Annotated in this window: 25 protein-coding genes and 1 other RNA gene; 11 read left to right on the top strand and 15 right to left on the bottom strand. The window is 44.3% G+C overall.

From position 1 onward, the window contains the following. Positions 1-2: 2 nt before the first annotated feature. From rseB to rpoE, 3 genes are read right to left on the bottom strand one after another with little or no spacing between them, the layout of a single operon-like run. Positions 3-962 (bottom strand): sigma-E factor regulatory protein RseB, encoded by a 960-nt coding sequence (gene rseB / locus R8N46_RS21375; RefSeq protein WP_005380941.1) that lies wholly within the window; start codon positions 960-962, stop codon positions 3-5. Continuing rightward, entirely contained in the window at positions 959-1,585 is a 627-nt protein-coding gene (locus tag R8N46_RS21370) for a sigma-E factor negative regulatory protein (protein ID WP_005380944.1), read from the bottom strand. Before R8N46_RS21370 ends, rseB begins: the two co-directional genes overlap by 4 nt. Positions 1,586-1,611: 26 nt before the next feature. After that, positions 1,612-2,190: an RNA polymerase sigma factor RpoE gene (rpoE, locus tag R8N46_RS21365; RefSeq protein WP_005380946.1), complete on the bottom strand. Its 579-nt coding sequence runs from the start codon at positions 2,188-2,190 to the stop codon at positions 1,612-1,614. Between the two features lie 554 nt (positions 2,191-2,744). Here rpoE and nadB point away from each other — a divergent pair. Further along, a complete protein-coding gene (gene nadB, locus R8N46_RS21360) occupies positions 2,745-4,358 on the top strand; it encodes an L-aspartate oxidase (RefSeq protein ID WP_005380947.1) in 1,614 nt (537 codons plus the stop codon). A gap of 22 nt (positions 4,359-4,380) precedes the next feature. Here the strand turns inward: nadB and R8N46_RS21355 are convergent, their stop codons facing one another. Both R8N46_RS21355 and R8N46_RS21350 read right to left on the bottom strand, forming a co-directional pair. Next, a complete protein-coding gene (locus R8N46_RS21355) occupies positions 4,381-4,842 on the bottom strand; it encodes a protein YgfX (protein WP_235429224.1) in 462 nt (153 codons plus the stop codon). Continuing rightward, positions 4,811-5,071: a succinate dehydrogenase assembly factor 2 gene (locus R8N46_RS21350; RefSeq protein WP_005380951.1), complete on the bottom strand. Its 261-nt coding sequence runs from the start codon at positions 5,069-5,071 to the stop codon at positions 4,811-4,813. Before R8N46_RS21350 ends, R8N46_RS21355 begins: the two co-directional genes overlap by 32 nt. Positions 5,072-5,260: 189 nt before the next feature. Here R8N46_RS21350 and ygfZ point away from each other — a divergent pair, with 189 nt between their 5' ends. From ygfZ to R8N46_RS21335, 3 genes are all read left to right on the top strand, one after another. After that, positions 5,261-6,229 (top strand): tRNA-modifying protein YgfZ, encoded by a 969-nt coding sequence (ygfZ, locus tag R8N46_RS21345; protein ID WP_047103180.1) that lies wholly within the window; start codon positions 5,261-5,263, stop codon positions 6,227-6,229. Continuing rightward, on the top strand, positions 6,222-6,695 hold the full coding sequence (locus tag R8N46_RS21340; protein ID WP_047103194.1) for an aminoacyl-tRNA deacylase: 474 nt from the start codon (positions 6,222-6,224) through the stop codon (positions 6,693-6,695). The genes ygfZ and R8N46_RS21340 overlap by 8 nt, the downstream gene beginning before the upstream one ends. A 639-nt stretch (positions 6,696-7,334) precedes the next feature. Beyond that, positions 7,335-7,541 carry a DUF1107 domain-containing protein gene (locus tag R8N46_RS21335; protein WP_005380970.1) on the top strand — a complete coding sequence of 69 codons (207 nt, stop codon included), beginning with the start codon at positions 7,335-7,337 and terminating at the stop codon, positions 7,539-7,541. A 65-nt stretch (positions 7,542-7,606) separates the two neighbouring features. Here the strand turns inward: R8N46_RS21335 and R8N46_RS21330 are convergent, their stop codons facing one another. From R8N46_RS21330 to R8N46_RS21320, 3 genes are read right to left on the bottom strand one after another with little or no spacing between them, the layout of a single operon-like run. Beyond that, positions 7,607-8,815 (bottom strand): FAD-dependent 2-octaprenylphenol hydroxylase, encoded by a 1,209-nt coding sequence (locus tag R8N46_RS21330; protein WP_025768841.1) that lies wholly within the window; start codon positions 8,813-8,815, stop codon positions 7,607-7,609. A gap of 31 nt (positions 8,816-8,846) precedes the next feature. Continuing rightward, positions 8,847-10,025: a 2-octaprenyl-6-methoxyphenyl hydroxylase gene (gene ubiH / locus R8N46_RS21325; protein WP_005380974.1), complete on the bottom strand. Its 1,179-nt coding sequence runs from the start codon at positions 10,023-10,025 to the stop codon at positions 8,847-8,849. Positions 10,026-10,048: 23 nt separating this feature from the next. Then, positions 10,049-10,627, bottom strand: coding sequence for a YecA family protein (locus tag R8N46_RS21320; protein WP_033907447.1), 579 nt, complete (start codon positions 10,625-10,627; stop codon positions 10,049-10,051). 249 nt (positions 10,628-10,876) lie between these two features. Between R8N46_RS21320 and R8N46_RS21315 the strand changes: the two genes are divergently transcribed. The 5 genes from R8N46_RS21315 to serA all read left to right on the top strand — a co-directional run bounded on the left by R8N46_RS21315 (position 10,877) and on the right by serA (position 14,200). After that, positions 10,877-11,185 (top strand): cell division protein ZapA, encoded by a 309-nt coding sequence (locus R8N46_RS21315; protein WP_005384553.1) that lies wholly within the window; start codon positions 10,877-10,879, stop codon positions 11,183-11,185. Positions 11,186-11,193: 8 nt separating this feature from the next. Then, positions 11,194-11,378: non-coding RNA, 6S RNA (ssrS, locus tag R8N46_RS21310), on the top strand. A 5-nt stretch (positions 11,379-11,383) separates the two neighbouring features. Next, on the top strand, positions 11,384-11,983 hold the full coding sequence (locus R8N46_RS21305) for a 5-formyltetrahydrofolate cyclo-ligase (protein WP_017633556.1): 600 nt from the start codon (positions 11,384-11,386) through the stop codon (positions 11,981-11,983). Positions 11,984-12,036: 53 nt separating this feature from the next. Beyond that, positions 12,037-12,693: a ribose-5-phosphate isomerase RpiA gene (gene rpiA, locus R8N46_RS21300; protein WP_005380982.1), complete on the top strand. Its 657-nt coding sequence runs from the start codon at positions 12,037-12,039 to the stop codon at positions 12,691-12,693. A gap of 274 nt (positions 12,694-12,967) precedes the next feature. After that, positions 12,968-14,200 carry a phosphoglycerate dehydrogenase gene (gene serA, locus R8N46_RS21295; protein WP_017821632.1) on the top strand — a complete coding sequence of 411 codons (1,233 nt, stop codon included), beginning with the start codon at positions 12,968-12,970 and terminating at the stop codon, positions 14,198-14,200. Between the two features lie 71 nt (positions 14,201-14,271). On the opposite strand, the gene R8N46_RS21290 is transcribed toward serA, so the two are convergent. After that, a complete protein-coding gene (locus tag R8N46_RS21290) occupies positions 14,272-14,964 on the bottom strand; it encodes an oxidative stress defense protein (RefSeq protein ID WP_115386291.1) in 693 nt (230 codons plus the stop codon). A 208-nt stretch (positions 14,965-15,172) separates the two neighbouring features. Continuing rightward, positions 15,173-16,069, bottom strand: coding sequence for a LysR family transcriptional regulator ArgP (locus R8N46_RS21285; protein WP_318098467.1), 897 nt, complete (start codon positions 16,067-16,069; stop codon positions 15,173-15,175). Positions 16,070-16,216: 147 nt separating this feature from the next. Here R8N46_RS21285 and R8N46_RS21280 point away from each other — a divergent pair, with 147 nt between their 5' ends. Together R8N46_RS21280 and R8N46_RS21275 are read left to right on the top strand one after the other, a co-directional pair. Then, on the top strand, positions 16,217-16,846 hold the full coding sequence (locus R8N46_RS21280; RefSeq protein ID WP_025998531.1) for a LysE/ArgO family amino acid transporter: 630 nt from the start codon (positions 16,217-16,219) through the stop codon (positions 16,844-16,846). A gap of 26 nt (positions 16,847-16,872) precedes the next feature. Continuing rightward, the gene (locus tag R8N46_RS21275) at positions 16,873-17,355 is read left to right on the top strand and encodes a YbaK/EbsC family protein (protein WP_017633558.1); all 483 of its coding nucleotides are present in this window, start codon (positions 16,873-16,875) and stop codon (positions 17,353-17,355) included. A 47-nt stretch (positions 17,356-17,402) separates the two neighbouring features. On the opposite strand, the gene mscS is transcribed toward R8N46_RS21275, so the two are convergent. The 5 genes from mscS to R8N46_RS21250 all read right to left on the bottom strand — a co-directional run bounded on the left by mscS (position 17,403) and on the right by R8N46_RS21250 (position 24,370). Then, positions 17,403-18,269 (bottom strand): small-conductance mechanosensitive channel MscS, encoded by an 867-nt coding sequence (gene mscS / locus R8N46_RS21270; protein WP_005384548.1) that lies wholly within the window; start codon positions 18,267-18,269, stop codon positions 17,403-17,405. Between the two features lie 426 nt (positions 18,270-18,695). Then, positions 18,696-19,772 (bottom strand): class II fructose-bisphosphate aldolase, encoded by a 1,077-nt coding sequence (gene fbaA / locus R8N46_RS21265; protein ID WP_005380996.1) that lies wholly within the window; start codon positions 19,770-19,772, stop codon positions 18,696-18,698. 154 nt (positions 19,773-19,926) lie between these two features. Continuing rightward, the gene (locus R8N46_RS21260; protein WP_005384547.1) at positions 19,927-21,087 is read right to left on the bottom strand and encodes a phosphoglycerate kinase; all 1,161 of its coding nucleotides are present in this window, start codon (positions 21,085-21,087) and stop codon (positions 19,927-19,929) included. A 151-nt stretch (positions 21,088-21,238) separates the two neighbouring features. Next, the gene (gene epd, locus R8N46_RS21255; protein WP_005384545.1) at positions 21,239-22,276 is read right to left on the bottom strand and encodes an erythrose-4-phosphate dehydrogenase; all 1,038 of its coding nucleotides are present in this window, start codon (positions 22,274-22,276) and stop codon (positions 21,239-21,241) included. Positions 22,277-22,411: 135 nt separating this feature from the next. Further along, positions 22,412-24,370, bottom strand: coding sequence for a ligand-gated channel protein (locus tag R8N46_RS21250; RefSeq protein WP_005380999.1), 1,959 nt, complete (start codon positions 24,368-24,370; stop codon positions 22,412-22,414). Between the last annotated feature and the right edge of the window lie 74 nt (positions 24,371-24,444).

The following is a 24,444-nucleotide window of genomic DNA, read 5'->3' as shown; positions in this document are numbered from 1 at the left end:
TGTTATTTACTCTTTGTTACATTAAATGTGACAGATTGGGCGATACGCTGTGCTGTGGTCGGTGGAATGTCTCCTACAACAGAGATTTCATGTTGACCGCTCACAAAACTGTGTAGCGTTCTTCTGCCTTGGCGAACCAACTGCCCTTTTAACGAATGCTCATCCTTGTTTGCTACGTAAACAGAGAAGCTAAACAGACCATCAGAATACAGCTGGCTCTCCACCATTTGGTTAGTAACGGCCATACGATAGCGGTTGAGCTCGTTCGGCTCGAAACCCTCAGGGATCCAACCAACCTGCCAATTACTGGTCCCAATATCGCCTTTTGGCATGGTGAGAACAGCAGGTAATTGAACATCTTGCAGGCCACTCATTAACTCTGCGATTTTTGGGTTTACCGTGTAAGAAATAGTGCGATATTGTTCAAGCATTTCACCATCGCGGTCCACAAGGTCGGCACGTAACGGCAATTTACTCTTTTCATCGATCCATAGTACGTATGAATAGCGCAGACCGTCTTTAGGAACAATACGCAGCACTTGTGTTGCCACACCAGCTTCACGAGCTCTGCCCACTTTTACATAGTCGTAATACAAGTTTAGCTCATCGATATTGGTGTTGAGCATAGGCATAGTCGGAGCGACCATTTTACCTGACTCGATGGTGAACGGTTCTAAACCCGTTTCGATATAACTTACTTCAGTTCCGCGACGAATCACTTCACGCACAGGGCCACTTAAGTAGACAAGATGAGCATATTGATCGTCACCATGCGTGGCATGACGATACAGCAACGGCTCAATGCTGTTCTTTTTGATAAGGATATAAGAGAGTTCGTAACTTAAATTCTTACTCGCCTCGCTCATTTGATGCAATAAAGCCTCCGCTGGCTTATCACCAGCAAAGGCTTGAGAAGACATCATACTGAACAGAGCGCAAGCGCTGATCAGAAATTTTTTCATTCAATATCCGGATTCAGATTTGCATCTTGTTGAGATGCATCACTGTTAATTCGTAACTGCAATTCGTAGTCTCGCAGCATAGCATGAACACGCTTGCGCTGCTCTTGCATATTTGCCTCGCCTACAGAACGTTCTACAGACTCACGAGTCAAACTCACTGGTTCTGCGCTGCCAGCAAACGGAACCGTCTGCAATACAGGTAATTGATCTGTTTGCGGCGACATTGAATCGCTACCACCGTACTGCTGTACACCTAAAATAACAACAAGCGATACACATGCAGCAACAGCAACTTGACCAAACTGCGTCAACCAACCTGGCAACTGACGTTTTGCTTTTTGCGGTTCTGGTTGCGACTCTTTTGGCGTATCCGCAATTGAGATAACATTTGCACTGTGCGAATCAAACGCACGGTGTGCAGGTTCATCTTCTAACGCTAACGCCACGCTTTCAGCAATATTCCACTCAGGTTTTGCTGGCGCTTCGCCTCGCATCACATCACCAATCAGGTGATAGTTCTGCCAAGCATCACGGCTCTCTTGGTCTTGCTCTAACTCTTGAATTAAAGCCTTATCGACCAATTCTCCATCCATGAGAGCTGAAAGTTTTTCTTTGTCAGCCATTATTTTCACCATAGTTATTACTTGTACTAGCGTTGCAAAAGAGGTCTGATTTTCTTTTCCACCGCCTCACGAGCACGGAAGATACGCGATCGTACCGTTCCTACCGGGCAATCCATCACTTCTGCAATTTCTTCATAACTCAAGCCATCGAGCTCTCGTAATGTCATTGCGGTTTTTAAATCTTCAGGTAAAGCTTCGATTGCACTGAACACCACCCGTTGCAATTCTTTGGACAACGTTAAGTTCTCAGGGTTCGATATTTCTTTAAGTGCACTACCTGTTTCGTAAAATTCAGCATCTTCAGCATCGACATCTGTCGCTGGAGGTCTACGCCCTTGAGCAACAATGTGATTTTTCGCAGTATTCACTGCAATGCGATACAGCCACGTATAAAACGCACTTTCCCCACGAAAGCTAGGGATAGCTCGGTAAGCTTTAATAAACGCTTCTTGTGCTACATCTGGTACATCGCCAGGATTACTAACGTATCTGGAAATAAGATTACATACCTTATTCTGGTACTTTGTTACCAACAGGTTGAATGCTTGCTTATCGCCATTCTGAACTCGCTCAATCAATACTTGATCGGTCAGCTGCTCGTTCATTCGAGCGGATACTCCTATTTGTTATGCCCCTACTCTTCTCAGATATGGGTACTAATTATGCAAAACGTAGTATTGACACCACTGCTTACTTGAGCACTATTGTGACCCTAACGTGAATGAGAAAGTTCCATGGTTTCTCAAGTTTTTTGTCATTGTTTTTTCACAATGTGATGTCTGTACCCAAATGACCACCGCTGCCTGACTTTAGTCTAAGTTTGACAAGCGAGCATCTTGGAGGGAAATGGGTATAATGAATGATCTCTGTCCCAGATTGTGCTGGGTCGGGCATGGAAAAGCAATGGCATTGACAAACTATTACTTTTCATTTGCATGGCTAATGGCTATCTGAACACCGCGTTACAAATTATAACTTAGGAAGCATGCTCATGCTCTGCATGAAAAAGAAGAGTGGCTCAGTCACCGCCGTAACACGGACGTCGATAGGTCTCCCAACTTAGCCCTTAGCGACAGATGTCGCGATAATGGAATGCACATGGTGTGCAAATAATACACAAGGTAACTTTGTTACCTTAGCTTGGGATTATAAAAGTTATATGAACACAAATCGTGAACATGAGTGTGATGTATTAGTGGTAGGGAGTGGCGCGGCAGGTTTGTCGTTGGCTTTGCGCGTTGCTAACCACTGTAAGGTGATGGTGCTGAGTAAAGGACCACGCAGCGAAGGGGCAACCTACTATGCTCAAGGCGGTATCGCTGCCGTATTTGATGAGTCAGACACCATTGATTCACACGTTGAAGACACGCAAATCGCCGGGGATGGTATTTGCGATGAGGAGACCGTAAGGTTCATTGCTGAGCATTCAAAAGAGTGTGTACAGTGGTTGATTGACGGTGGTGTCCCATTTGATCGTGAAGAAGATGACTCTGACGATGAACCTCGCTACCACTTAACTCGTGAAGGTGGTCATAGCCGTCGTCGTATTCTTCACGCGGCAGATGCGACAGGTATGGCGATGCAAACCTCCCTGCAAGATAACGCTCATAACCATCCAAACATTCATGTTCTCGAACGTCACAATGCTCTGGACTTAATCACCGAAGACAAAATTGGCGGTGATAAAAACAAAGTTATCGGTGCTTATATTTGGAACCGCAACGAAGAGCATGTCGAAACCGTGCGAGCCAAATTTGTGGTTCTCGCTACAGGTGGTGCTTCAAAGGTTTATCAATACACCTCTAACCCAGATGTGTCGTCTGGTGATGGTATTGCGATTGCTTGGCGTGCAGGGTGTCGTGTGGCGAATATGGAATTTAACCAGTTCCACCCTACGTGTTTATATCACCCAGAAGCACGTAACTTCTTGCTGACTGAAGCGTTGCGTGGCGAAGGTGCTTACCTGCGTCGTCCAGATGGCTCTCGCTTTATGCCGGATTTCGATGAACGTAAAGAGCTTGCTCCGCGTGACGTCGTGGCTCGTGCTATCGACTTCGAAATGAAGCGTTTAGGTGCCGACTGTATGTATCTCGACATCAGCCATAAGCCTGCTGACTTTATTACGAAACACTTCCCAACCATTTATTCACGTTTGATGGACTTGGGCATTGACATGACTAAAGAGCCAATCCCAATCGTACCTGCTGCACACTACACTTGTGGCGGTGTCATGGTGGATAGAAATGGCTGCACCGATCTGAAAAATTTGTATGCGATTGGTGAAGTTAGCTACACCGGGCTGCATGGTGCTAACCGCATGGCATCAAACTCACTTCTCGAATGCGTGGTTTATGCTTGGTCTGCGGCAAAAGATATTCTAAAACATCACACTAACGTTGAGCTACCTTCACAGGTGCCATGTTGGGATGAAAGCAAAGTAACCAATAGTGATGAAGAAGTGATTATTCAGCACAACTGGCACGAGCTTCGTCTGTTTATGTGGGACTACATGGGCATTGTGCGAACTGACAAGCGTTTAGAGCGCGCCTTACGCCGTATCCAACTGTTGCAACAAGAAACACACGAGTACTACAGCAATTTCCGAGTGTCGAACAACTTATTAGAACTGCGTAACCTTTTACAAGTAGCAGAGTTGATGGTTCGTTGTGCGATGCAGCGTAAAGAGAGTCGAGGTTTGCACTACACGCTTGACTATCCGAACCAACTGGAAAACAGCGGCCCAACGATTTTGGTTCCAGCTAAACAGCTTTAACTTTACCAAGTAAACTATTACATCAGCAGGGAGCATTAGCTCCCTGTTTCATTTCCCATTGGCGTAATACCAAAGATAATTGACGATACTGCTCATCGTCACAGCTATCACGCCAAATCGTAACACTACGGCCAGATTGCAATTGGAATGTTATCTTGAATGGTGATGCCGATGTATCAACTCGCTGTAAATGACCCTTTTCGGACTCAATATCTTCCGAGTATTCGCCACACTCAAGGGCATCAAACCTAACCGAGCCATCGCAGTGCACATACCAATGCCCATGACTTGTAGGTTGAACAAGACTTTGGTTTGAGAAAGCCTTCACAATCAGTAATAACAAATAAGTCGATAATACGAGCGGAATGCTAGAGAGGATAACAGCCCAAGTCATCAATAAGAAAAGTACAACATTGAAGACTCGGGCAGTCAGAGAGGGAGAAGCAGTAAAATTAACGAACTTTGCTGAGGTTATGGGCGACAATTTTATCAACCATTGCTGCATGACCTAAATTTTCGCTACGGCCATGCCCCATTACCCAAGTAAACAGATCAGGATCATCGCATTCAAGTAAAGAAACAAAGTCACGCTGCTCTTGTTCACTCAGAGTATCAAAGCACTCTTCAAAAAACGGCATAATTACTACGTCAAGCTCAAGCATGCCTCGACGACAAGCCCATTTAATACGCGCTTTTTCTTCCGGAGTGTACATTCACTATTCCTTCATAGATGTCTTGTTGTTAGTGCGGAGTGTAACAAGGGATGTGCTACGTCACTAGTGTGCGGGTCACAATACGATAGTGAAAGCAGACAAATGTTGATTCGTAAATCGCTCCCCTAGTATCTCAAGGTTATTTGGGTATAACATAGCGGAAAAATATCTTCAAAAGGCATTGTAATTATGGAATGGCAAACTCGTTTTTCAGCATTACCTCTCTCAACTCAAGACGCACTTCCAGAGTTATCTATCTCACTGCTGGATAACTTCGGCATGATCACCATGATCGGTGACGATAAAAAATCATACTTACAAGGTCAGGTTACCTGCGATGTTGTTTCTTTAGAACAAGACCAATCAACACTGGGCGCACATTGTGATGCAAAAGGAAAAGTGTGGAGCGTGTTCCGCCTTTTCCATCATCATGATGGCTACGGCATGATCCAACCAAAATCGGCGATTGACGTAGAACTTAGTGAAATAAAGAAATACGCTATTTTCTCTAAAGTAACGATTGAAGCTTCTGATGACGTTATCTTAGGCGTTGCTGGCGTCAAAGCCGACGAATTCATTTCAACAATGAGCAAGACAACTGGCAGCGTTCGCCCAGTTAACGGTGGCACAGCAGTACAAGTTGCCCAAGATCGCTGGTTACTGATATTAAGTGCGCCAGAAGCACAGCAAATCGTTGAAACTACCGACGCTGTCTTTACGACAAATGAGCTTTGGAATCGTTTCGATATTAAGGCAGGTTTACCATTTGTCTCTGCATCCGCGCAGAATGCTCACATTCCACAAGCACTTAACGTGCAAGCTTTAGGAGGCATAAGCTTCACAAAGGGCTGCTACACGGGACAAGAAACGGTAGCACGAGCGAAGTATCGCGGTACCAATAAACGTGCGATGTATATCGTAAAAGGTGCAACTTCTGCTCCATTCAGTGACGAACCAATTGAGCTCGAACGCAGCGTAGGTGAAAACTGGCGTTCAGTAGGTGCTTTATTAAATCACTACCAGTTCAGTGACAATCATGCGATTGGCCTGATCGTGCTGCCTAATAATCTCGATGAGGACACTCGTCTTCGTTTGGTTGCGCAACCAGAGTGTGAATGGACAATCGAATCACTGCCTTACAGTCTTGATGATGAGTAATACAATCCATACTCCTTTGATGCAATTTCTCACAGACCAACACATTCCGTTTCGTCTGTTACCGCATCAAAGACCAGCAACCACCATTGAGGATGCCGCGCACCAACGCGGCATTCGCCCTTCTCAAATGGTGAAAGCAATCTTGCTACGAGACATGGGTAATCAATATGCACTCGCCTGTGCGCCAGGTGATCGTAGCGTTGATCCCAAAAAAGTGCGCTCGTTACTGAAATGTCGCCGGATGACTTGTGTTGATCAAGCCGACGTTGAGTCCATCACTGGTTACAAAATTGGTACTGTCACTCCTCTGTTACTCAAACGTCATATGCCAATCGTGTTCGACCCTAGCTTACTAGAAGAACAGGAAGTCACGATCAGCAGTGGCGATCGAATGGCTGGGCTGGCGCTTTCTATTCAAGATCTTATCCAATTGTGCCAGCCGACCGTAGCTGAGATCTGTCGTTAATCGTCTAAAAACAATGTAATGACATGTAGTGTTTCTATCACTGCGTGATCTCGCTCATATCTACAAAAATAGACATGAGAATTTTTAATCACATATAAAACATAAATAGTCACAAAGATAAAACTCGTATATGCTGAATTTGTTGGTTAAGTTTCAAACAAGCACTTAACCGATATAAAGTGAGTCAGCTAGCTGAGTGACAGCATTCATGCAGTTAGTTATCCACTTTTGTGTAATGCATCTGTGACTATTCGCCCGCTGAAGCGGGCTTTTTTTTACGTGGAACTTTTTCTCTTTCATTTCCTCTAATCGTTAGAACGTAAAGTGTGTTGCGCGAGGCACGACCTTAATAGAAACAACTAGCAAACAACCGTTTTCGTTCTATTCTTAATTCTGTAACAAAACTATTGCTTAATGCGTCACGTAAAAAGGAGTGTATTGGCGTAAGGATTCCTTTAGAGAGGTTATTTTTGGGGTAATCCTCACGCTATTTAAGAGATGACACTGTCAAATTGTCTAAGACAACACAATTCTCTGACGCAACACCCTACATCTGTATTTAATACTATTGCTGTCACAATAATTTTCGCGTCCAGAACGTAGAATACCTAGGCTAGGTTAGATAAAAGGAAAGTAAATATGAGACTGTTTAAGCGCTATACACCAAGTATGATTGCTAAACATATAAGTCGTCTTTTTAAAGGAAGAATTTATATTTACGGGGTCGGTAGATTCGAGTTTGATAACGGTAAGTTAATACTGCCGGAGAAAGCAGAGCAACGCCATTTCCGAGCGGTCAAAGAGATCAATCAAGAAATAATGAAACTCCGATGCGCATATGCTTAGCAAAATGTTGATAAAACAAAGGCTGGATTAACCAGCCTTTTGTGTATTTGAAGTTCGCTTTGCACTTACTGACGCGCCAGATCCGGCAAGTGTCCCTTTAAACCAAGCGCGCGCTTCATGATCTCATCTTTCGCTCCCGGCAGTTGCCCCGCTAAACTTAAGCCAATGCCACGAACGAGCTTCTTAGCTGGGTTCTCGCCAGAGAACAAATCTCGAAACCCTTGCATAGTAGCGATCATCTTTGCCGCTTCCGCTTTTCGCCAACGCTCGTAGCTTCTTAGGTTGCGTTTACTACCGATATCTTGTCCCTGCTTCCAAAGTGCTAACACCTCTTGAGCAAGACTGGCCGCATCTAATAAACCTAAATTCACACCCTGCCCCGCTAATGGATGAATGGTATGAGCTGCATCACCAACCAGCGCGACTCGCTCGACAACAAAATCTCGCGCATAGCGCATTTTCAAAGGAAACGCAGCACGCTCTCCCACTACTTCACATAGACCAAGTCGAGCATCAAACTCACTCGTCAACGCTTTATTGAAATCATGTTCACTCATTGCCACTAACTGCTCTGCTCGATTTGGCTCCGTGGACCAAACAATAGAGCACATATCTGGTTGCGACATTGGCAAAAATGCCAACGGTCCGTGAGGAGTAAATATCTGGCGCGCAATGCTGTTGTGTGGCATGGCAGTTTTGACATTCGCGACCAAAGCATGATGACCATAGTCCCAATGCGTTAATGGAATATCCATTTGATGGCGAAGCCACGAATTCGCCCCATCGGCTCCGACCACTAATTTAGCGGTCATGGCTTGGCCATTATCGAGCGTCAGCCAGCTTTCTTGCTCACCGACCGCGAGAGTCGCGCAACGTGCAGGCATAAACATAGTGACGTTATCGAGCTTTTGGACTTGTTCAAGCAGTGCAAGTTGAATCACACGATTCTCAACAATATGCCCTAAATCAGGTTGTGCCATACTTTGTGCATTAAATTCAATGCTGGCAAAGCTATCTTGTTCCCATACTTCCATGCCATGGTAAGGTGAAGCTCGGCGCTGTTCTATGCCCTGCCAAGCACCAAGTTTACGCAAAATCGTCTCACTAGAGCGGCTCAACGCAGACACACGAACATCGGGTAATTCTTTCAACGAATCATCTGGCACTTTACCTTCAATAATGGCGACACGCAGATCACTGTCTTTGAACGCGGCAGCAAGTGCCAACCCAACCATCCCTCCGCCGATGATGGCGATATCTACACTTTGCATCATTGCTTTTTATTACCTAATTCAGTGCGGCCGTTCATCGTTTTACCAAGCCAAGTGTATGGCGTAGTAGCGGCTGCTTAAAAATAGAAAGGTTATCCATCGCTGCTAAGGCAGTATTTCGGCCAATTCGCATCGCGGGTAAATCATTTGAAAAAACATGCACTAAGGCACTGGTTAGCCAAATAGTTTCGCTTCGATCTGCTTCTCTACGTTGACTAAAGCGCATCAGGCCTTGATAAAGACCCACATCCTCACTTTGCTGCACAATTTCTTCTGCTAGTGAGACTACATCGCGAATACCGAGATTAAAGCCTTGTCCAGCTATCGGGTGCAGCGTTTGCGCCGCATTTCCAACAATCGCAAAGCGATGTGAAATATTTTGCTTTCGATGGCGAAGAAGCAATGGGTAACTTGCACGGCGCCCCACTTTTTTCATCGCGCCTAAACGCCAACCAAAATCGTTCTGTAAACGCTGGAGAAATGCTTGATCAGATAACTCAAGAACGGCTTGGGCTTCTTCAGGGTGCAAACACCAAACTAAGGACATTCGATTGTCACTCATTGGCAATAAAGCAACAGGGCCATTCTCAGTAAAACGTTCAAAGGCTCTACCTTGATGAGGTTCTTGAGTCACAATATTGGCAATGACAGCCACTTGTTCAAAATCTTGCTCAGAAAGTTCTAGACCAATTTTCTGACAACAGGTCGAAACAGCACCATCTGCAGCCACCAGCAGTTTTGCTTCAAGTTGCTCACCACTTTTCAACGTCACATGGGTACAGTTTTGCTCGCGCTCGATATCGGTAACGGAGTCAGGACAAAACAGCGTAATTGACTCGCTGCTGTCTAATAATTCTTGATATACACGCCCAACATCGGCTAATTCTACAACATACCCTAGAGCTTCAACCCCAACCTCTTGCTTGGTAATCTCCGTCATCCCAGCATGAGAACGGTCAGAAACGTGGATATGTTCAATGGGTGTGACAAACGGTTCTACTGACGTCCAGAGCTGTAGTTGACGCAACAGATTGACAGTACCGTAAGACAATGCGATTGAGCGAGAGTCAAAACCAGGGTGCATATCTGATTGTGCTTTAAAAGGCTCAACGACGGCAATGCGGAGCTTTCCCTGAGACAAATGGTCAATCGCCAATGCTAACGTTGCACCAGCCATGGCACCACCAGCAATGACTACATCATATTGCTTCATACTAACCTCTGGACGGTCTACGATTAGTGAATAGTAGGTTTTTTGTCGCTGCTTTCAGGACGAACACCAAATTCAGCATGGATCGTTAGTACGCAAGCTTTGATGTGCTCAATCACTTGCTCTAGCAATTGCGCTTGTTCACCAAGATCGTCATCTTCATCGATGCCTAATTTGGCAATCTCTTCTAGGTCAGCCAGTGCTTCTTTAGCGTCATCAGATGCTTTATTAAGCGCAACGCCTGCTAGACCTAGCCCAGAAATAAAGTGGTTTACAAAGTCGGACACACTGTCGGCTAATGCGAATAAGCCTTCTTCGCCCGGCTCATCTGGCAATAATAAAGACAGCTCCATCGACGTGCCAGTTAGTTCATTGACAGTAACAGTGAATACGCTTTGAGCAAAAGCTAGTGCGGTAGAAGGCCAACCCATACCATCATTGGTGTAGTCAAACAGAATAGGCTGCCAAGTTTGATCATTGATCGCCAATCCACCACTTAACATGCCGACAAATAAGCCATGTAACTCCGCCGGTGTTACTGCTAGGCTTGCAGATTGCAGTTCAGCAGCAATAGATTGGTATTCAGGAAGGGTGATTTCACTCATAACTTGGCTCATTCTTGCGTAATAATGTATTGGTATATCCTACCATCAAGGTTAGTGGTCTGAAACGGCTATCAAATTCAATTTTGGACAGCATTTGTTCAATTTGCCCAATTCCTGTGTGATCTCGTCATCATTTCTCTTTCTGTGATGGGAAATGCTTGAATCTTAATAGCGGTTTTCCTATAGTTTGCTCCTCGGTAGTTGTATGAAGCAACACCTTAGATAGCGCGAATATAGAGTTTATTCATCATGAGCAATCAAGCGATCGACGTTGAAATATTAGGCAAACTTACACGAGTGAATTGTCCGACAGGACAAGAAGAGTCTCTTGTTGCAGCGGCAAAAGATCTGGATCGCCGATTGAAAGAAATGAGCGAACGTACTAAGGTAACCAATGAAATCCAACTGCTGACCTTTGCTGCATTGAATATTTGCTATGAGTTGCACACCAAGTCATACGAATCCAATGGTCAACAGCAAGAAATTACTGAGCGAATGGAAAAGCTCACCGCGTCTTTAGAGAACGCACTAAGCAAAGTTACGCAAGGACAGCAGTAAATACAAAATTTACCCTGGGGTGTGCGTCAGCAGGATTTAAGTCCCTGAGCCGATAAGCAATACCTAAGGGTTAGTATTTGGTAACTATTGAGCAAGCTCGGCATGCACCGAGAAGCCTACGGTTGTCATTGCTGATCCGCCTTGAACCAGCTGGTTCAAGGGCCACAATCCTCAACGGCACCCTGGGGTATTCTCTCTATGTCAGACCTCTCTCGACAAGACTTCCGCAAACTGATTCGTGAAAAGCGCAACGCTCTGTGCAGTGATACGCAATACCAAGCGGGAATCGACCTTATTACTCAATTTTCCCAACTTCCTGAAATCGATCAGGCGCAACATATTGCCATCTACCTTTCTGCAGACGGTGAGCTTGATACTAAACCGCTCATTGAATGGTTATGGCAACAGGGAAAATCGGTTTATCTGCCCGTCATCCATCCCTTTTCTAAAGGTCAGTTACTGTTTCTTCAGTATGTAAGTGATGAACAGCTCGTCTACAACAAGTACGGCATCTTAGAGCCCAAGCTCGATATCAGACACCTCAAACCCGTTCGCCAGCTTGATTTAATCTGCACGCCTTTAGTTGGGTTCGACAGTATCGGACACCGCTTAGGCATGGGCGGAGGGTACTACGATCGTACTCTGTCACGTTGGTTTATAACTGGAGAGGGAGCTAAACCTGTTGGTATCGCTCATGACTGCCAACATGTAGAACGCTTACCAATTGAAAGCTGGGACATTCCATTACCTAAGATCGTGACCCCAAGCCAAATATGGCAATGGGAAAGTGACAAGTAAGCCGCTATAATCACGCCCGCAAACGTTAACGAACATCTATTCAGGAGATTGGCATGACTCAAGATGAAATGAAAAAAGCGGCTGGTTGGGCAGCACTAAAATATGTTGAGAAAGGCAGCATTGTCGGTGTTGGTACTGGCTCTACCGTGAATCACTTCATCGATGCACTAGGCACTATCAAAGATGATATTAAAGGTGCAGTGTCTAGCTCTGTCGCTTCAACTGAGCGCCTTAAAGAGCTTGGTATTGAAGTATACGAGTGTAACGATGTAATGAAGCTGGATGTGTATGTTGATGGCGCAGATGAGATCAACCCAGCACGTGAAATGATCAAAGGCGGCGGCGCGGCTCTGACTCGTGAGAAAATTGTCGCAGCAATCTCTGATAAGTTCGTATGTATCGTTGACGGCACTAAAGCAGTTGACGTACTTGGCCAGTTCCCATTGCCTGTTGAAGTAATCCCAATGGCACGCTCTTACGTGGCTCGTGAATTGGTAAAACTAGGTGGTGATCCAGCTTACCGTGAAGGCGTTGTGACTGACAACGGCAACGTGATTCTGGATGTGCACAATATGCAAATTACCAACCCGAAAGAAATGGAAGACAAAATAAACGGCATCGCTGGTGTCGTGACTGTGGGTCTTTTCGCTCATCGTGGTGCAGACGTAGTGATCACTGGCACACCAGAAGGTGCAAAAATTGAAGAATAAATAACAGCCCAAAATGAACCTATCTGGTTCACTTTTCTGTTATTTCATTACATACGGTGCTGCAAGGCACCGTTTTTTATTCCTTTCTATAAGAAAATTATCTCTTATTCCGTAATTTTCTTACCCAAAGCAATTTTTTTTTGTTACTTTATTGAACAGAAGACGCACAGGGAAACGTTTGTCTTCCTACAAAACTGTTAATTATCCCCTTTTTAATAGTTTTGCCCAATGTGCGCCACATTAGCCCACCTTTCCATTTTAAGGACGAGAAAAAATGGCCAAAGTTTCACTGGAAAAAGAAAAGATTAAGATCCTCTTGTTAGAGGGACTCCACCCTTCTTCAGTTGAAGTTCTTCAAGCAGCTGGTTATACCAACATTGAATACCATAAAGGTTCCCTTCCGGAAGAAGAACTAATTGAAGCGGTAAAAGACGTGCACTTCATTGGTATCCGCTCCCGTACGAACCTATCCGAAGAGGTAATCAATGCGGCGAACAAGCTGGTTGCAATTGGCTGTTTTTGTATTGGTACTAACCAAGTAAACCTAGATGCAGCAGCAAAACGCGGTATTCCTGTCTTTAATGCACCATTCTCTAACACTCGAAGCGTGGCAGAGCTTGTACTTGGGCAAATCCTTTTACTAGTGCGTGGTATTCCTGAAAAGAATGCACTTGCACATCGCGGTATTTGGAAGAAAAGTGCAGACAACTCTTACGAAGCTCGTGGTAAGTGCCTTGGCATTATCGGATACGGTCACATTGGTACGCAGCTTGGTATTATTGCCGAAAACTTAGGTATGCGCGTTTACTACTACGATATTGAGAACAAACTGTCCCTTGGTAATGCGACGCAAGTACATACCATGAGTGAACTATTGAACAAATGTGATGTGATTTCTTTGCACGTTCCCGAAACACCGGAAACGAAAAACATGATGGGTGAAGCTGAATTTGCTCGAATGAAACCAGGTTCCATCTTTATCAACGCTGCACGTGGCACCGTTGTGGATATTCCTGCACTTTGCCATAGCTTAGAAGCTGGTCACCTTGCCGGAGCTGCAATTGATGTATTCCCAACTGAACCAAAAACAAATGCTGACCCGTTCGAGTCTCCTTTACAAAAATTCGATAACGTCATTCTCACTCCACACGTTGGTGGTTCAACGCAAGAAGCACAAGAGAATATCGGCTTAGAAGTGGCGGGCAAACTGGCTAAGTACTCTGATAACGGCTCGACACTTTCAAGCGTAAACTTCCCTGAAGTGTCATTGCCAGAACACAGTGGTGAGTGCTCTCGTCTGCTTCATATCCATAAGAACCGTCCTGGTATTCTAACTCAGATCAACACCATCTTTGCTGAAGAAGGCATTAACATTGCCGCGCAGTACCTACAAACAGCCGCTGAAATAGGCTACGTAGTGATCGACGTTGAAACTGAACGAGCAGAAGAAGCTCTAACAAAGCTCAAAAACATTGAAGGCACAATCCGTGCTCGTATCCTGCATTAAACTGTGAAATAGAAATGACAAAGGCAGGGGTTGTAACTCCCTGCCTTTTGCTTTTTACTGTTTGCTAAGCCTTACTTTAGCTTATAAATGACATCGACTTGATCGCGAATGATCATGGTTGAATCTTGGTAGCTATTCGCTCCTTCTTTACTATCCATCGCCATTGAACGCATTAACACAGGCTGAACGTGCATCTGTCTGTAATTGATCTGCCATACATCGCCCAACTTTTTCTCAAAACCAATCGCTAATGACCCTGCTTTTTCTCTTGCGTCCTTAATCGCAGCCATTCGTGCCTTTTGCTGATACTCGGCTTGGTTGCTTACCTTAAGTTGAATATTATCAACCTGATTAATTCCCGCTTCTAACGCCATATCTAGGTATTGGTTAAGGTTTTTCAGATCCGTCACCGTGACATCAATACTGCGAGATGCTCGATACCCAACAAGTTCTGCTTTTCCTGATTTAGGGTAATGGTACTGAGGAGCAAGGTATAAATTCGAGCTAGTAATATTGTCTTTTGACAAGCCGGCATCCGATAAGCTTTTTAGAAACTCTTCAACGGTTTTATCTACGGACAATTTCGCTTGTTCGGCCGTCATTGTCGTATCGACTACTTTTACAGAAAACGTAGCCATATCAGGTGTGGCCGTCACTTCGCCATACCCCGTTGTCGTAACATGAGCAAACTCTGGCGTATTCGCCAAAACTGAAGCACTGGTAAGGCTGAGTGCTGAAGCCAGCAAAAATGAATACAATTTCATTCAATAAATCCATCCATACAAAATTAAGTACTTAATCTCAGATTCCAACATCACTATCATGGCTGAGAAAGCGTGTGGTTTCATAATAGAAACTTCCGCCGATTATCCAAGCACCCATAGTGACTTCTAACACAACTTTGACTATGTAACATTGGCGTAATTTTTAAACAAAACACACTTAAGTTAACGATATGCAGCTCTGACGAACTTATTGAGGTAGATGCTGCTGCGCATACCCCACTATCGCATGTGAGATTTCTTGTAGTACCCCAGTTTCTAACTGCCAGTGGTGCCAATAAATCCGATGGGACATTAAAAAACCTGGAGTCACATCAACCAACACACCTCTGTCTAATTCGTCGGTAATTTGCAAGCGGGGGATCAAGCAATAAGCTACACCAGCTAACGCCACTTTTAGAAACGCTTCAGAACTACTGATGTTGTGATGAATAACGCTGTCAGGATTGACGTTAAAGTGCTCGGTAAGAAATGTTTTATGTAGATCATCATATTGGTCATATGAAACGGCCGGTGCTTTTGCCAATGTCTGATTATTTACGCCTTTAGAAAAATAACGCTGATAGAACTCTGGGCTCGCGACACAAACATAATCGATGCGACCTAAATAGTCTGCTCTGCATCCGGGGATTGGCTGGGACTCCAAGCTGATCGCTCCTGTCACTTCGCCACTTTTGAGTTTTTCAATAGAGCGGTATTCACCATAGATAGTCAGTTTTAGTTCAACTTGACGCTGCTTCATAACATTTTGCAGCGCTGGCAGTAGCCATGTTGCAAGGCTATCTGCATTAGTCGCTAAAGAGAGTTGCACAGGTCGCGTACTGGTATCATTTTTTAGTTCGGGGAGAATTTCATGCTCTAGCAAGCGTACTCGCCGATAAAGACCCAACAATTTTTTACCAATTGGCGTTGGCTTAGGTGGCTGGCTTCGAATTAAAACAGGCTGCGCGAGAAACTTCTCTAACTGCTTGATACGTCGAGAAATGGCGGATTGAGAAACAAATAAATGCTCGGCAGCACGCTCAAAGCTACCCTGATAAACTATAGCGTCTAATGCCTCAATCCATTTGTAATCTAACCCTCGCATACCTTTCCTCTCACTCTTGATCAAACGCCTCCCGTTAAATTAGTCTATCTAATGTAAGATTAAAATCATTAATTATACTTATTTAGATAAACGCTTTATCTTTCCCTTTTCTGTAAATGTATTTGTTATTTTGAAGTGAGGTGAAGTGTGAGCTTGTGGGTTCTATTGCAAGGTTTTGGTTTAGGAGCATCAATGATCATTCCGATCGGCGCGCAAAATGCGTATGTTTTGAATCAAGGCATAAAGCGTAACCACCACCTAACAACCGCCACTATTTGTAGCGTGCTAGATATGATTTTCATCTCTCTAGGTATTTTTGGTGGTGGTGCAATTCTGTCTCAAAATGAAATCTTACTGACGTCGGTGACACTTGGTGGTATTGCTTTCTTGAGCTTCTATGGACTGCTCTCACTAAAAAGTGCTTTTAAGCCAGAGAGTGAATCGGAATCAAAAGGGGAGATCGTAGCTCGAGGTCGTCGAACGGTTATTCTAGGTGCGTTAGCCGTCACTGTGCTTAATCCGCACTTATATTTAGATACAGTCGTTATTCTAGGTTCGATCGGTGGACAATTTGAAGGCCATGATCGCATTGCTTTTGCACTAGGTACGATTATGGCTTCCTTTGTTTGGTTCTACACTTTATCGATAGGAGCCGCCAAACTAGGTCCAACACTCTCTAAACCAAAAGTGAAAAAAACCATCGACATTGCAATCGCAATGATGATGTTCACAATAGCGTATATCTTAGCGAGTGAGCTTATTGATAAGTATTGGTAATCATAAGGTAGTAAGGCAGCAAAGACATGGAGTCACTAAAACGTATTTATAACAACAATAGAGAGCGATTCAACGCGCTCTCTATTCCTTTTCGGGAATGGCAGCACGAAGCCATCTTAGACTTTGAGACAGATATACGCATTGCGAGAGAGCTTGGTTGGACGGGTACGCATACCAAAAGCCTCTTTTTAACACTCAAAGGACAAGGTTACGCAGTTTATCTGACAGATAAGGACTCGCGCCTCGATGCCAAGCAGATTAAAGCGATTACAGGTAAACGTCCCTCTATTTGTAATGACGATGAAATGGTCGAAGTGTTAGGTTGCGTACCCGGCGCGGTTTGCCCAATAGGCTTACCGGAATACATCACTATCATTGTTGATACCAATCTCTATCAACATCAAGAGTTGCTCTATACGCCTGGCTTACCTGAGTTCACATTTGGATTTGCAGGTAAACATCTAAAACGCCTCTTACTTGCTGGTCATCACACCCTTTACGAAGTATAAAAAAGCGAGGCCTATTGGCCTCGCTTTTGAATATCGACTGCTTTTGATTAAGCGTCGACTTTGTTCAGGTGAACATCCATTTGTGGGAATGGAATCTCGATACCATTTTCATCCAATGCTTCTTTAATACCTTGCATTGCATCAAAGTATACGCCCCAGTAATCTGCAGTTTTCACCCATGGACGAACCACAAAGTTAACTGAAGAGTCTGCTAACGTAAGTACACCAATTGTGATATCTGGGTCTTTCAAGATACGTGGATCTTTCTCTAGCGTCTCACGAATCACTTTCTTCGTTAGTTTAAGGTCTGCTTTGTATGAAACACCAATCACTAGGTCGACACGTCGTGTCGCATGGCGAGAGTAGTTAGTAATGGCACCGCCGATAACTGAAGAGTTAGGCACAACAACCATTTTGTTGTCTGGTGTTTTTAGAACTGTTTGGAAGATTTGAATTGCTTCAACACTACCCGCTACACCACCGATTTCTACGTAGTCGCCTGATTTGAATGGACGGAACGCAACAATAAGTACGCCTGCTGCAAAGTTTGATAGTGAACCTTGTAGTGCAAGACCAACAGCAAGACCTGCCGCACCAATCACAGCAACAACAGAAGCGGTTTGAACTCCTAATCGACCAAGAGCCGCGATTAGCACGATTACAAATAGCAAGTAACGAACAAGACCGTGAATAAATTCAACGACGGCCTTATCCATGTTTTTCTTTTCTAGTACTTTAGAAACACTACCAGCGACTGCCTTAACGATAAGATTACCGATAAACAGAATAAGCACCGCAGAGATAATGTTCACACCGTACTGAACCAGTAGATCTGAATTGTTTGTCAGCCAAGTTTCAGCCTGAGTTAGACCATCCGTTAAAGTGGTATCGATACCCACCGATTCACCTGCCATAATTCTTATCCTCAAAAATAAAGAGATATAAATCCAATTGCCGTTAATTTATGAACCTTGTTTTTTAAAGGCTCTTTTCTAAAACAACATCCCTATTGCTCCACTGAACAGTGTCAGATTTTTGGCACAATATCCCAACTCTGACTTTTTTCAAAGTCAGAGTTTCGCAAAGATATGCAAAACAAGACTTTATCAGAGCTTTCTGACACTGACTTGTTACAGGTTACGCAATGCACTCTGATTTCGCCACTCTTAAGACTGATATTCCCATGTTTTCTTTAAAAAAAACGTTAAAGGTGAGATATCTCACTAGCAAATACAACCTAACGCATAAAAATATCGGGAGAAAGCAGAGGGGAAGAAAATGATAGATATAAAAAAAACCCGCTCAAAGAGCGGGTTTTTAAGTAACTTAATCAGTAACGATTATAGTACGTCAACTGCGTTAAGGTCAGCAAATGCTTGCTCTAGACGAGTAACCATTGAAGCTTGGCCTGCACGTAGCCATACGCGTGGATCGTAGTACTTCTTGTTTGGTGCATCTTCACCAGTTGGGTTACCGATCTGACCTTGTAGGTAATCGTGGTTTTCAGCTTCGAACTTACGGATACCATCCCAAGTAGCCCACTGTGTATCAGTATCGATGTTCATTTTGATTACACCGTAGCCGATAGATTCACGGATTTCTTCTAGAGAAGAACCTGAACCACCGTGGAATACGAAGTTTAGAGAGTTCGCTGGAAGACCGAATTTCTCAGAAACGTGCGCTTGAGAATCACGTAGGATAGTTGGAGTTAGTACAACGTTACCTGGCTTGTATACGCCGTGTACGTTACCGAAAGATGCTGCGATAGTGAAACGGTGGCTGATTGCGCTTAGTTTCTCGTATGCGTATGCAACGTCTTCTGGAGAAGTGTATAGTTCAGACGCATCCATATCAGAGTTGTCAACACCGTCTTCTTCACCACCAGTACAACCTAGTTCGATTTCTAGAGTCATGTTCATTTTAGCCATGCGCTCTAGGTACTTAGCAGAAATTTCGATGTTCTCTTCTAGAGACTCTTCAGAAAGGTCGATCATGTGAGAAGAGAATAGTGGCTTACCAGTTTGCGCGAAGTACTCTTCACCAGCGTCTAGTAGACCGTCGATCCAAGGAAGTAGTTTCTTAGCTGCGTGGTCAGTGTGTAGGATTACTGGAACACCGTAAGCTTCAGCTACAGCGTGAACGTATTTCGCACCAGCAACAGCACCTAGGATTTGAGCTTCTTGACCTTCAAGTTTTAGACCTTTACCAGCAAAGAAAGCAGCGCCACCGTTAGAGAACTGAACGATAACTGGAGCTTTAACTTTTGCAGCTGCTTCAAGTACTGCGTTTACAGAGTCAGTACCCACACAGTTTACTGCTGGAAGTGCAAAGCTGTTTTCTTTTGCAACTTCAAATACTTTCTGAACGTCATCGCCAGAGATAACACCTGGTTTTACGAAGTCGAAGATCTTAGACATGGATGTAATCCTATTTATCTGTCGTTTTTAAACAAAACTTGTTAAGTTGAAAATCTTGCAAACGTTTGCTCACAACTGAGGTTATTCTAGCAGAGTTCCTCACACGTTGCAGCAAACAAGAAAGCGGGAGAATCACTCCCCCGCTTTGCTTTAATTACTTAGCGCGTGCTTCTAGCATTTCTACTGCTGGAAGAACTTTACCTTCTACGAACTCAAGGAAAGCGCCGCCGCCAGTAGAGATGTAAGATACATCCGCTTTGATACCGAACTTGTCGATAGCCGCTAGCGTGTCACCACCACCAGCAACAGAGAAGCCTTCAGAAGCTGCGATAGCTTCAGAGATACCTTTAGTACCTGCTTCGAAGTTCTTGAATTCGAATACGCCTACTGGACCATTCCATAGGATAGTCTTAGCGTTTTTAAGGATTTCAGCTAGTTCAGCAGTTGAATCTGGACCAAGGTCGAAGATCATGTCGTCGTCTTGTACTTCAGAAACGTGCTTAATTTCAGCTTCTGCGTTCTCGTCGAATGCTTTCGCACATGCAACGTCTGTTGCTACTGGAATTGCACACTCGTCCATTAGCTTCTTAGCTGTTTCAACTAGGTCTGCTTCGTATAGAGACTTACCAACGTTGTGGCCAGCAGCTGCGATGAATGTGTTAGCAATACCACCACCAACAACGAGTTGGTCAGCGATTTTAGATAGAGACTCAAGAACAGTTAGCTTAGTAGAAACTTTTGAACCACCTACGATAGCAACCATTGGACGAGCTGGCTTGTCCATTGCTTTGCCTAGCGCTTCTAGTTCGTTCGCTAGTAGAGGACCAGCACATGCTACGTCTGCGTGCATACCAACGCCGTGAGTAGATGCTTGAGCACGGTGAGCCGTACCGAATGCGTCCATTACGAATACGTCACATAGTGCTGCGTATTTCTTAGATAGCTCTTCGTCGTTTTTCTTTTCGCCTTTGTTGAAGCGAACGTTTTCAAGAACAACAAGTTCACCCGCATTTAGCTCTAGGCCATCTAGGTAGTCTTTTGCTAGCTTCACTTCGCAATCTAGTGCGTCGTTTAGGTAATTAACAACTGGTTGTAGAGAGAACTCTTCAGCGTATTCACCTTCAGTTGGGCGACCTAGGTGAGACGTAACCATTACTTTAGCGCCTGCTTCTAGGCAGTGCTTAATAGTTGGAAGAGATGCGATGATACGTGCATCCGAAGTTACTTTACCGTCTTTTACTGGCACGTTTAGGTCAGCACGGATAAATACACGTTTACCTGCAAGATCCAGGTCAGTCATCTTGATTACAGACATGATGTGTCCTCTCAAATATTTAATAATTAAAGTTTTTGAAAACTCGGCAACCCTGCCAAGCCTGTTAATTCTTCAAACTGGTTATAGATATGGAGATATTATGGATTTATTTCAAGGCTTGAAATAAAAATTCTCCATCACTTCTTCGTCATTACTGTTCCACTTGCGAAGAAGCTTGCATTGCTAAGGCAGTATCCAGCATCCGGTTAGCAAAGCCCCATTCGTTGTCGCACCAAACGAGCATTTTTACGAGTTGCCCGTTACTCACTCTAGTCTGGCTTCCATCCACAATCGCACTATGGGGGTCGTGGTTAAAGTCGATGGAAACGAGTGGCGATTCAGTATAGTCAACAATGTTACGTAATGTACACTGAGATGCGTTAACAATGGTTTGATTTACGTCATTAACTTTCACATTTGTACTAATTGTGACACTTAAATCCATTGCAGTGACGTTAACCGTTGGAACACGAACAGAAATTGCTTCGAATTTGTTGGAAAATTTCGGGAAGATTCTTTCAATCCCCTTATGCAACTTAGTGTCCACCGGAATAATAGATTGGCTTGCAGCGCGGGTACGGCGTAAGTCGTTATGATACGCATCAATTACTTGTTGATCGTTCATGGACGAATGAATTGTGGTAATGGTGCCAGACTCTATGCCGAAGGCTTCGTCTAATACTTTAATGATGGGAACGATACAGTTGGTGGTGCAAGAACCATTGGAGACAACACGGTGCTCGTCTTTCAGAGTTTCGTGGTTCACGCCATAGATAATCGTATTATCTAGGTCGTTTGCGCCCGGGTGCGAAAACAGTACTTTCTTCGCGCCAGCTTCTATATGCGCTTGCCCATCCGCTTGCGAACCAAATACACCAGTGCAATCCAAGACGATATCAACTTCTAAATCACGCCAAGGAAGTAATTCGATTTCGGAGAGGTGGAGAATGCGAATTGAATCATATTCACCGCTGTCATGATGAACATGCAAATGTTCTTGGTCATGGGAAATTTTTTTACCAAAGCGACCATGACTGGTGTCATATTGCAGTAGGTGTGCCATCGCCTCTGGCTGTGCTAGTTCGTTAACCGCCACAACCTTGATCTGCTGGTGTTTTCCACTTTCATACACCGCTCGCAGAACATTACGACCTATACGTCCAAATCCATTGATCGCAACCTTTAGCATTTATCCTTCGCCCTACCAAAAATTTCGTGTCACAGATACTACCTGATCAGGCTGACAAACGCACCTGTTGAATCACAGTAAAGCAGGATTAAAAAAGGTCGAGACTATACTCGACCTTATTACAACGATAGATAATTAAAATGCGACGTCTAAACCTAACCAGTAGCGACGACCATCTTCAATATATCCGTATTCTTCGTAACTGATTTCCTCGTCCAGCAAGTTATAGATAGCGCCTTTAATACGAGTATTGTCGGTTAACTGGTATGTCACACCGGCGTCCACAAAGGTATAAGCTGGTTCTACAATACTGTTTCTTGATGGGCCAGTAACCGGATCCATTTCTTTACCTCGGTACGTGACTTTCGCCCAGCTCTCTAGATCTGTTGTCGTTTGCCAAGTCACATCCACATTAAACAGATGCTTTGGTAACTGCTGCAGCGGCATGCCTTTGTATTCACCTGTTTTTTGCTCTGAGTCGGTAAATGTGTAGCTCGAGCTAAGGTAAATGGTTTCCGTTAACGGCGATGCTAAAGTCGCTTCAATACCTTGTGTGACGGCTTCATCCACGTTAATACGGTACGTTGGATCTGCGCCCCATTGGTTTGGACCATCAGTACAGATAGTGTCTGGACAAACAACACGTGTGATCTTGTCTTTGAATTCGTTATGGAACGCTGTCAAAGAGACATCTAAGCCAGAATCACCTTGATACAAGACGCTGATTTCTTTGTTTAGCGACGTTTCAGGGTCAAGATCTGGGTTACCGTAGATATTACCGCCACCACTGACTTGCGCCCAGCCAGGAGTAATTTCACGTAATTGTGGAGAACGGAAACCTGTTGCCACACCGCCTTTCACCGTCCAAGACGGATCAACTCGCCATACACCGTAAACACGCGGACTAAAGTGCGCGCCATAGTTTTCGTCATGATCTAGACGACCACCAAGCGTAACGCTAAACGGATCAGCGATTCTCCATTCATCTTCAATGAAAACAGCCCACTGCGTATTCGATGTTTCAGTCTTCGATGACGCTTTGTTGGAGGTGAAATCCTCAAGCTCTGCATGAGTGGCGTCCACACCCGTCGTCAACGTATGGTTTCCGATACCAGTCACCAAGCTCGATTTGAACGTGGTGTTGGTGATCGTCATCTCACGAGATTTGTTCTCGCTCTCTTCTCGCTGTAAGTAAGTATCTGAAATGCCAATCGAATCCCAATCACCGTTGTGGCTTACCGTTACGTAATTACGACGATATTCATTCAGTGAATCTTCACACCCTCCACGACACCCAGTGGTCGGCACTGAAAGGCCCACATTGCCACGACGACTTTGTGCCGACGTGCCACCTTCTAATTGTACCGAGTGGCGCTCATTAATCTGGTAAGTCAGTTTTGAAGAGATACTCTGCATATCTTTATCTTCATAACCGTATTCGATGTCATCTTCTTCTCTGGTTGTGTACTGACCATATACTTGGAGAGATAAATTTTCAGCCAACGGACCATTAACGAAAAAGTTCGCGCTCTGCTCTCCACCTGAGCGGCTATTCTCTTGTAGTACCGTGCCCAGTTGAACATTACCCGTCCACTCTAACGCATCTTTTCGTGTGATGACGTTAATCACGCCACCAATCGCATCAGAACCGTAAAGCGTCGACATTGGGCCGCGAATAACTTCGATTCGCTCAATCGCTTGAAGAGGAGGTAACCAACCTTGTTCGATACCAGGACCGTCACTATTTGGACGAGTTTCACGCGTGCTTTGACGTTTACCATCGACCAGTATCAAAGTGTATTTAGAACCCATACCACGGATACTAATGTCGGTGGTATCACCACCACCTGTCACGACAACACCTGGCACACTTTTTAGTGCATCAGTCACATCGCGGTAATAACGAGAGTCCAACTCCTCACGTGAAATCACACTAATACTTGCAGGCGCGTCCGCTTGAGATTGCTCGTAGCTTGATGCAGTTACAACCACTGTTTCCATTTTAGAAACTGCATCATTGGCAAAAACATGAGGGACACTGACGAAGGCTAAAATACCAGTTGCGGTAATAACTGGCAGTCTAAGAGTAGACATCTACATCTCCATAATTGATAATGATTATTATTTTCGAAAGTGAATTATTCACAAATAGAATGAGATGTATAGTG

Origin of the sequence: Vibrio sp. 1874, assembly GCF_033344395.1 — a bacterium.
Classification (GTDB): Bacteria; Pseudomonadota; Gammaproteobacteria; order Enterobacterales; family Vibrionaceae; genus Vibrio; species Vibrio alginolyticus.
This window is presented reverse-complemented; position numbering and strand designations above follow the sequence as displayed.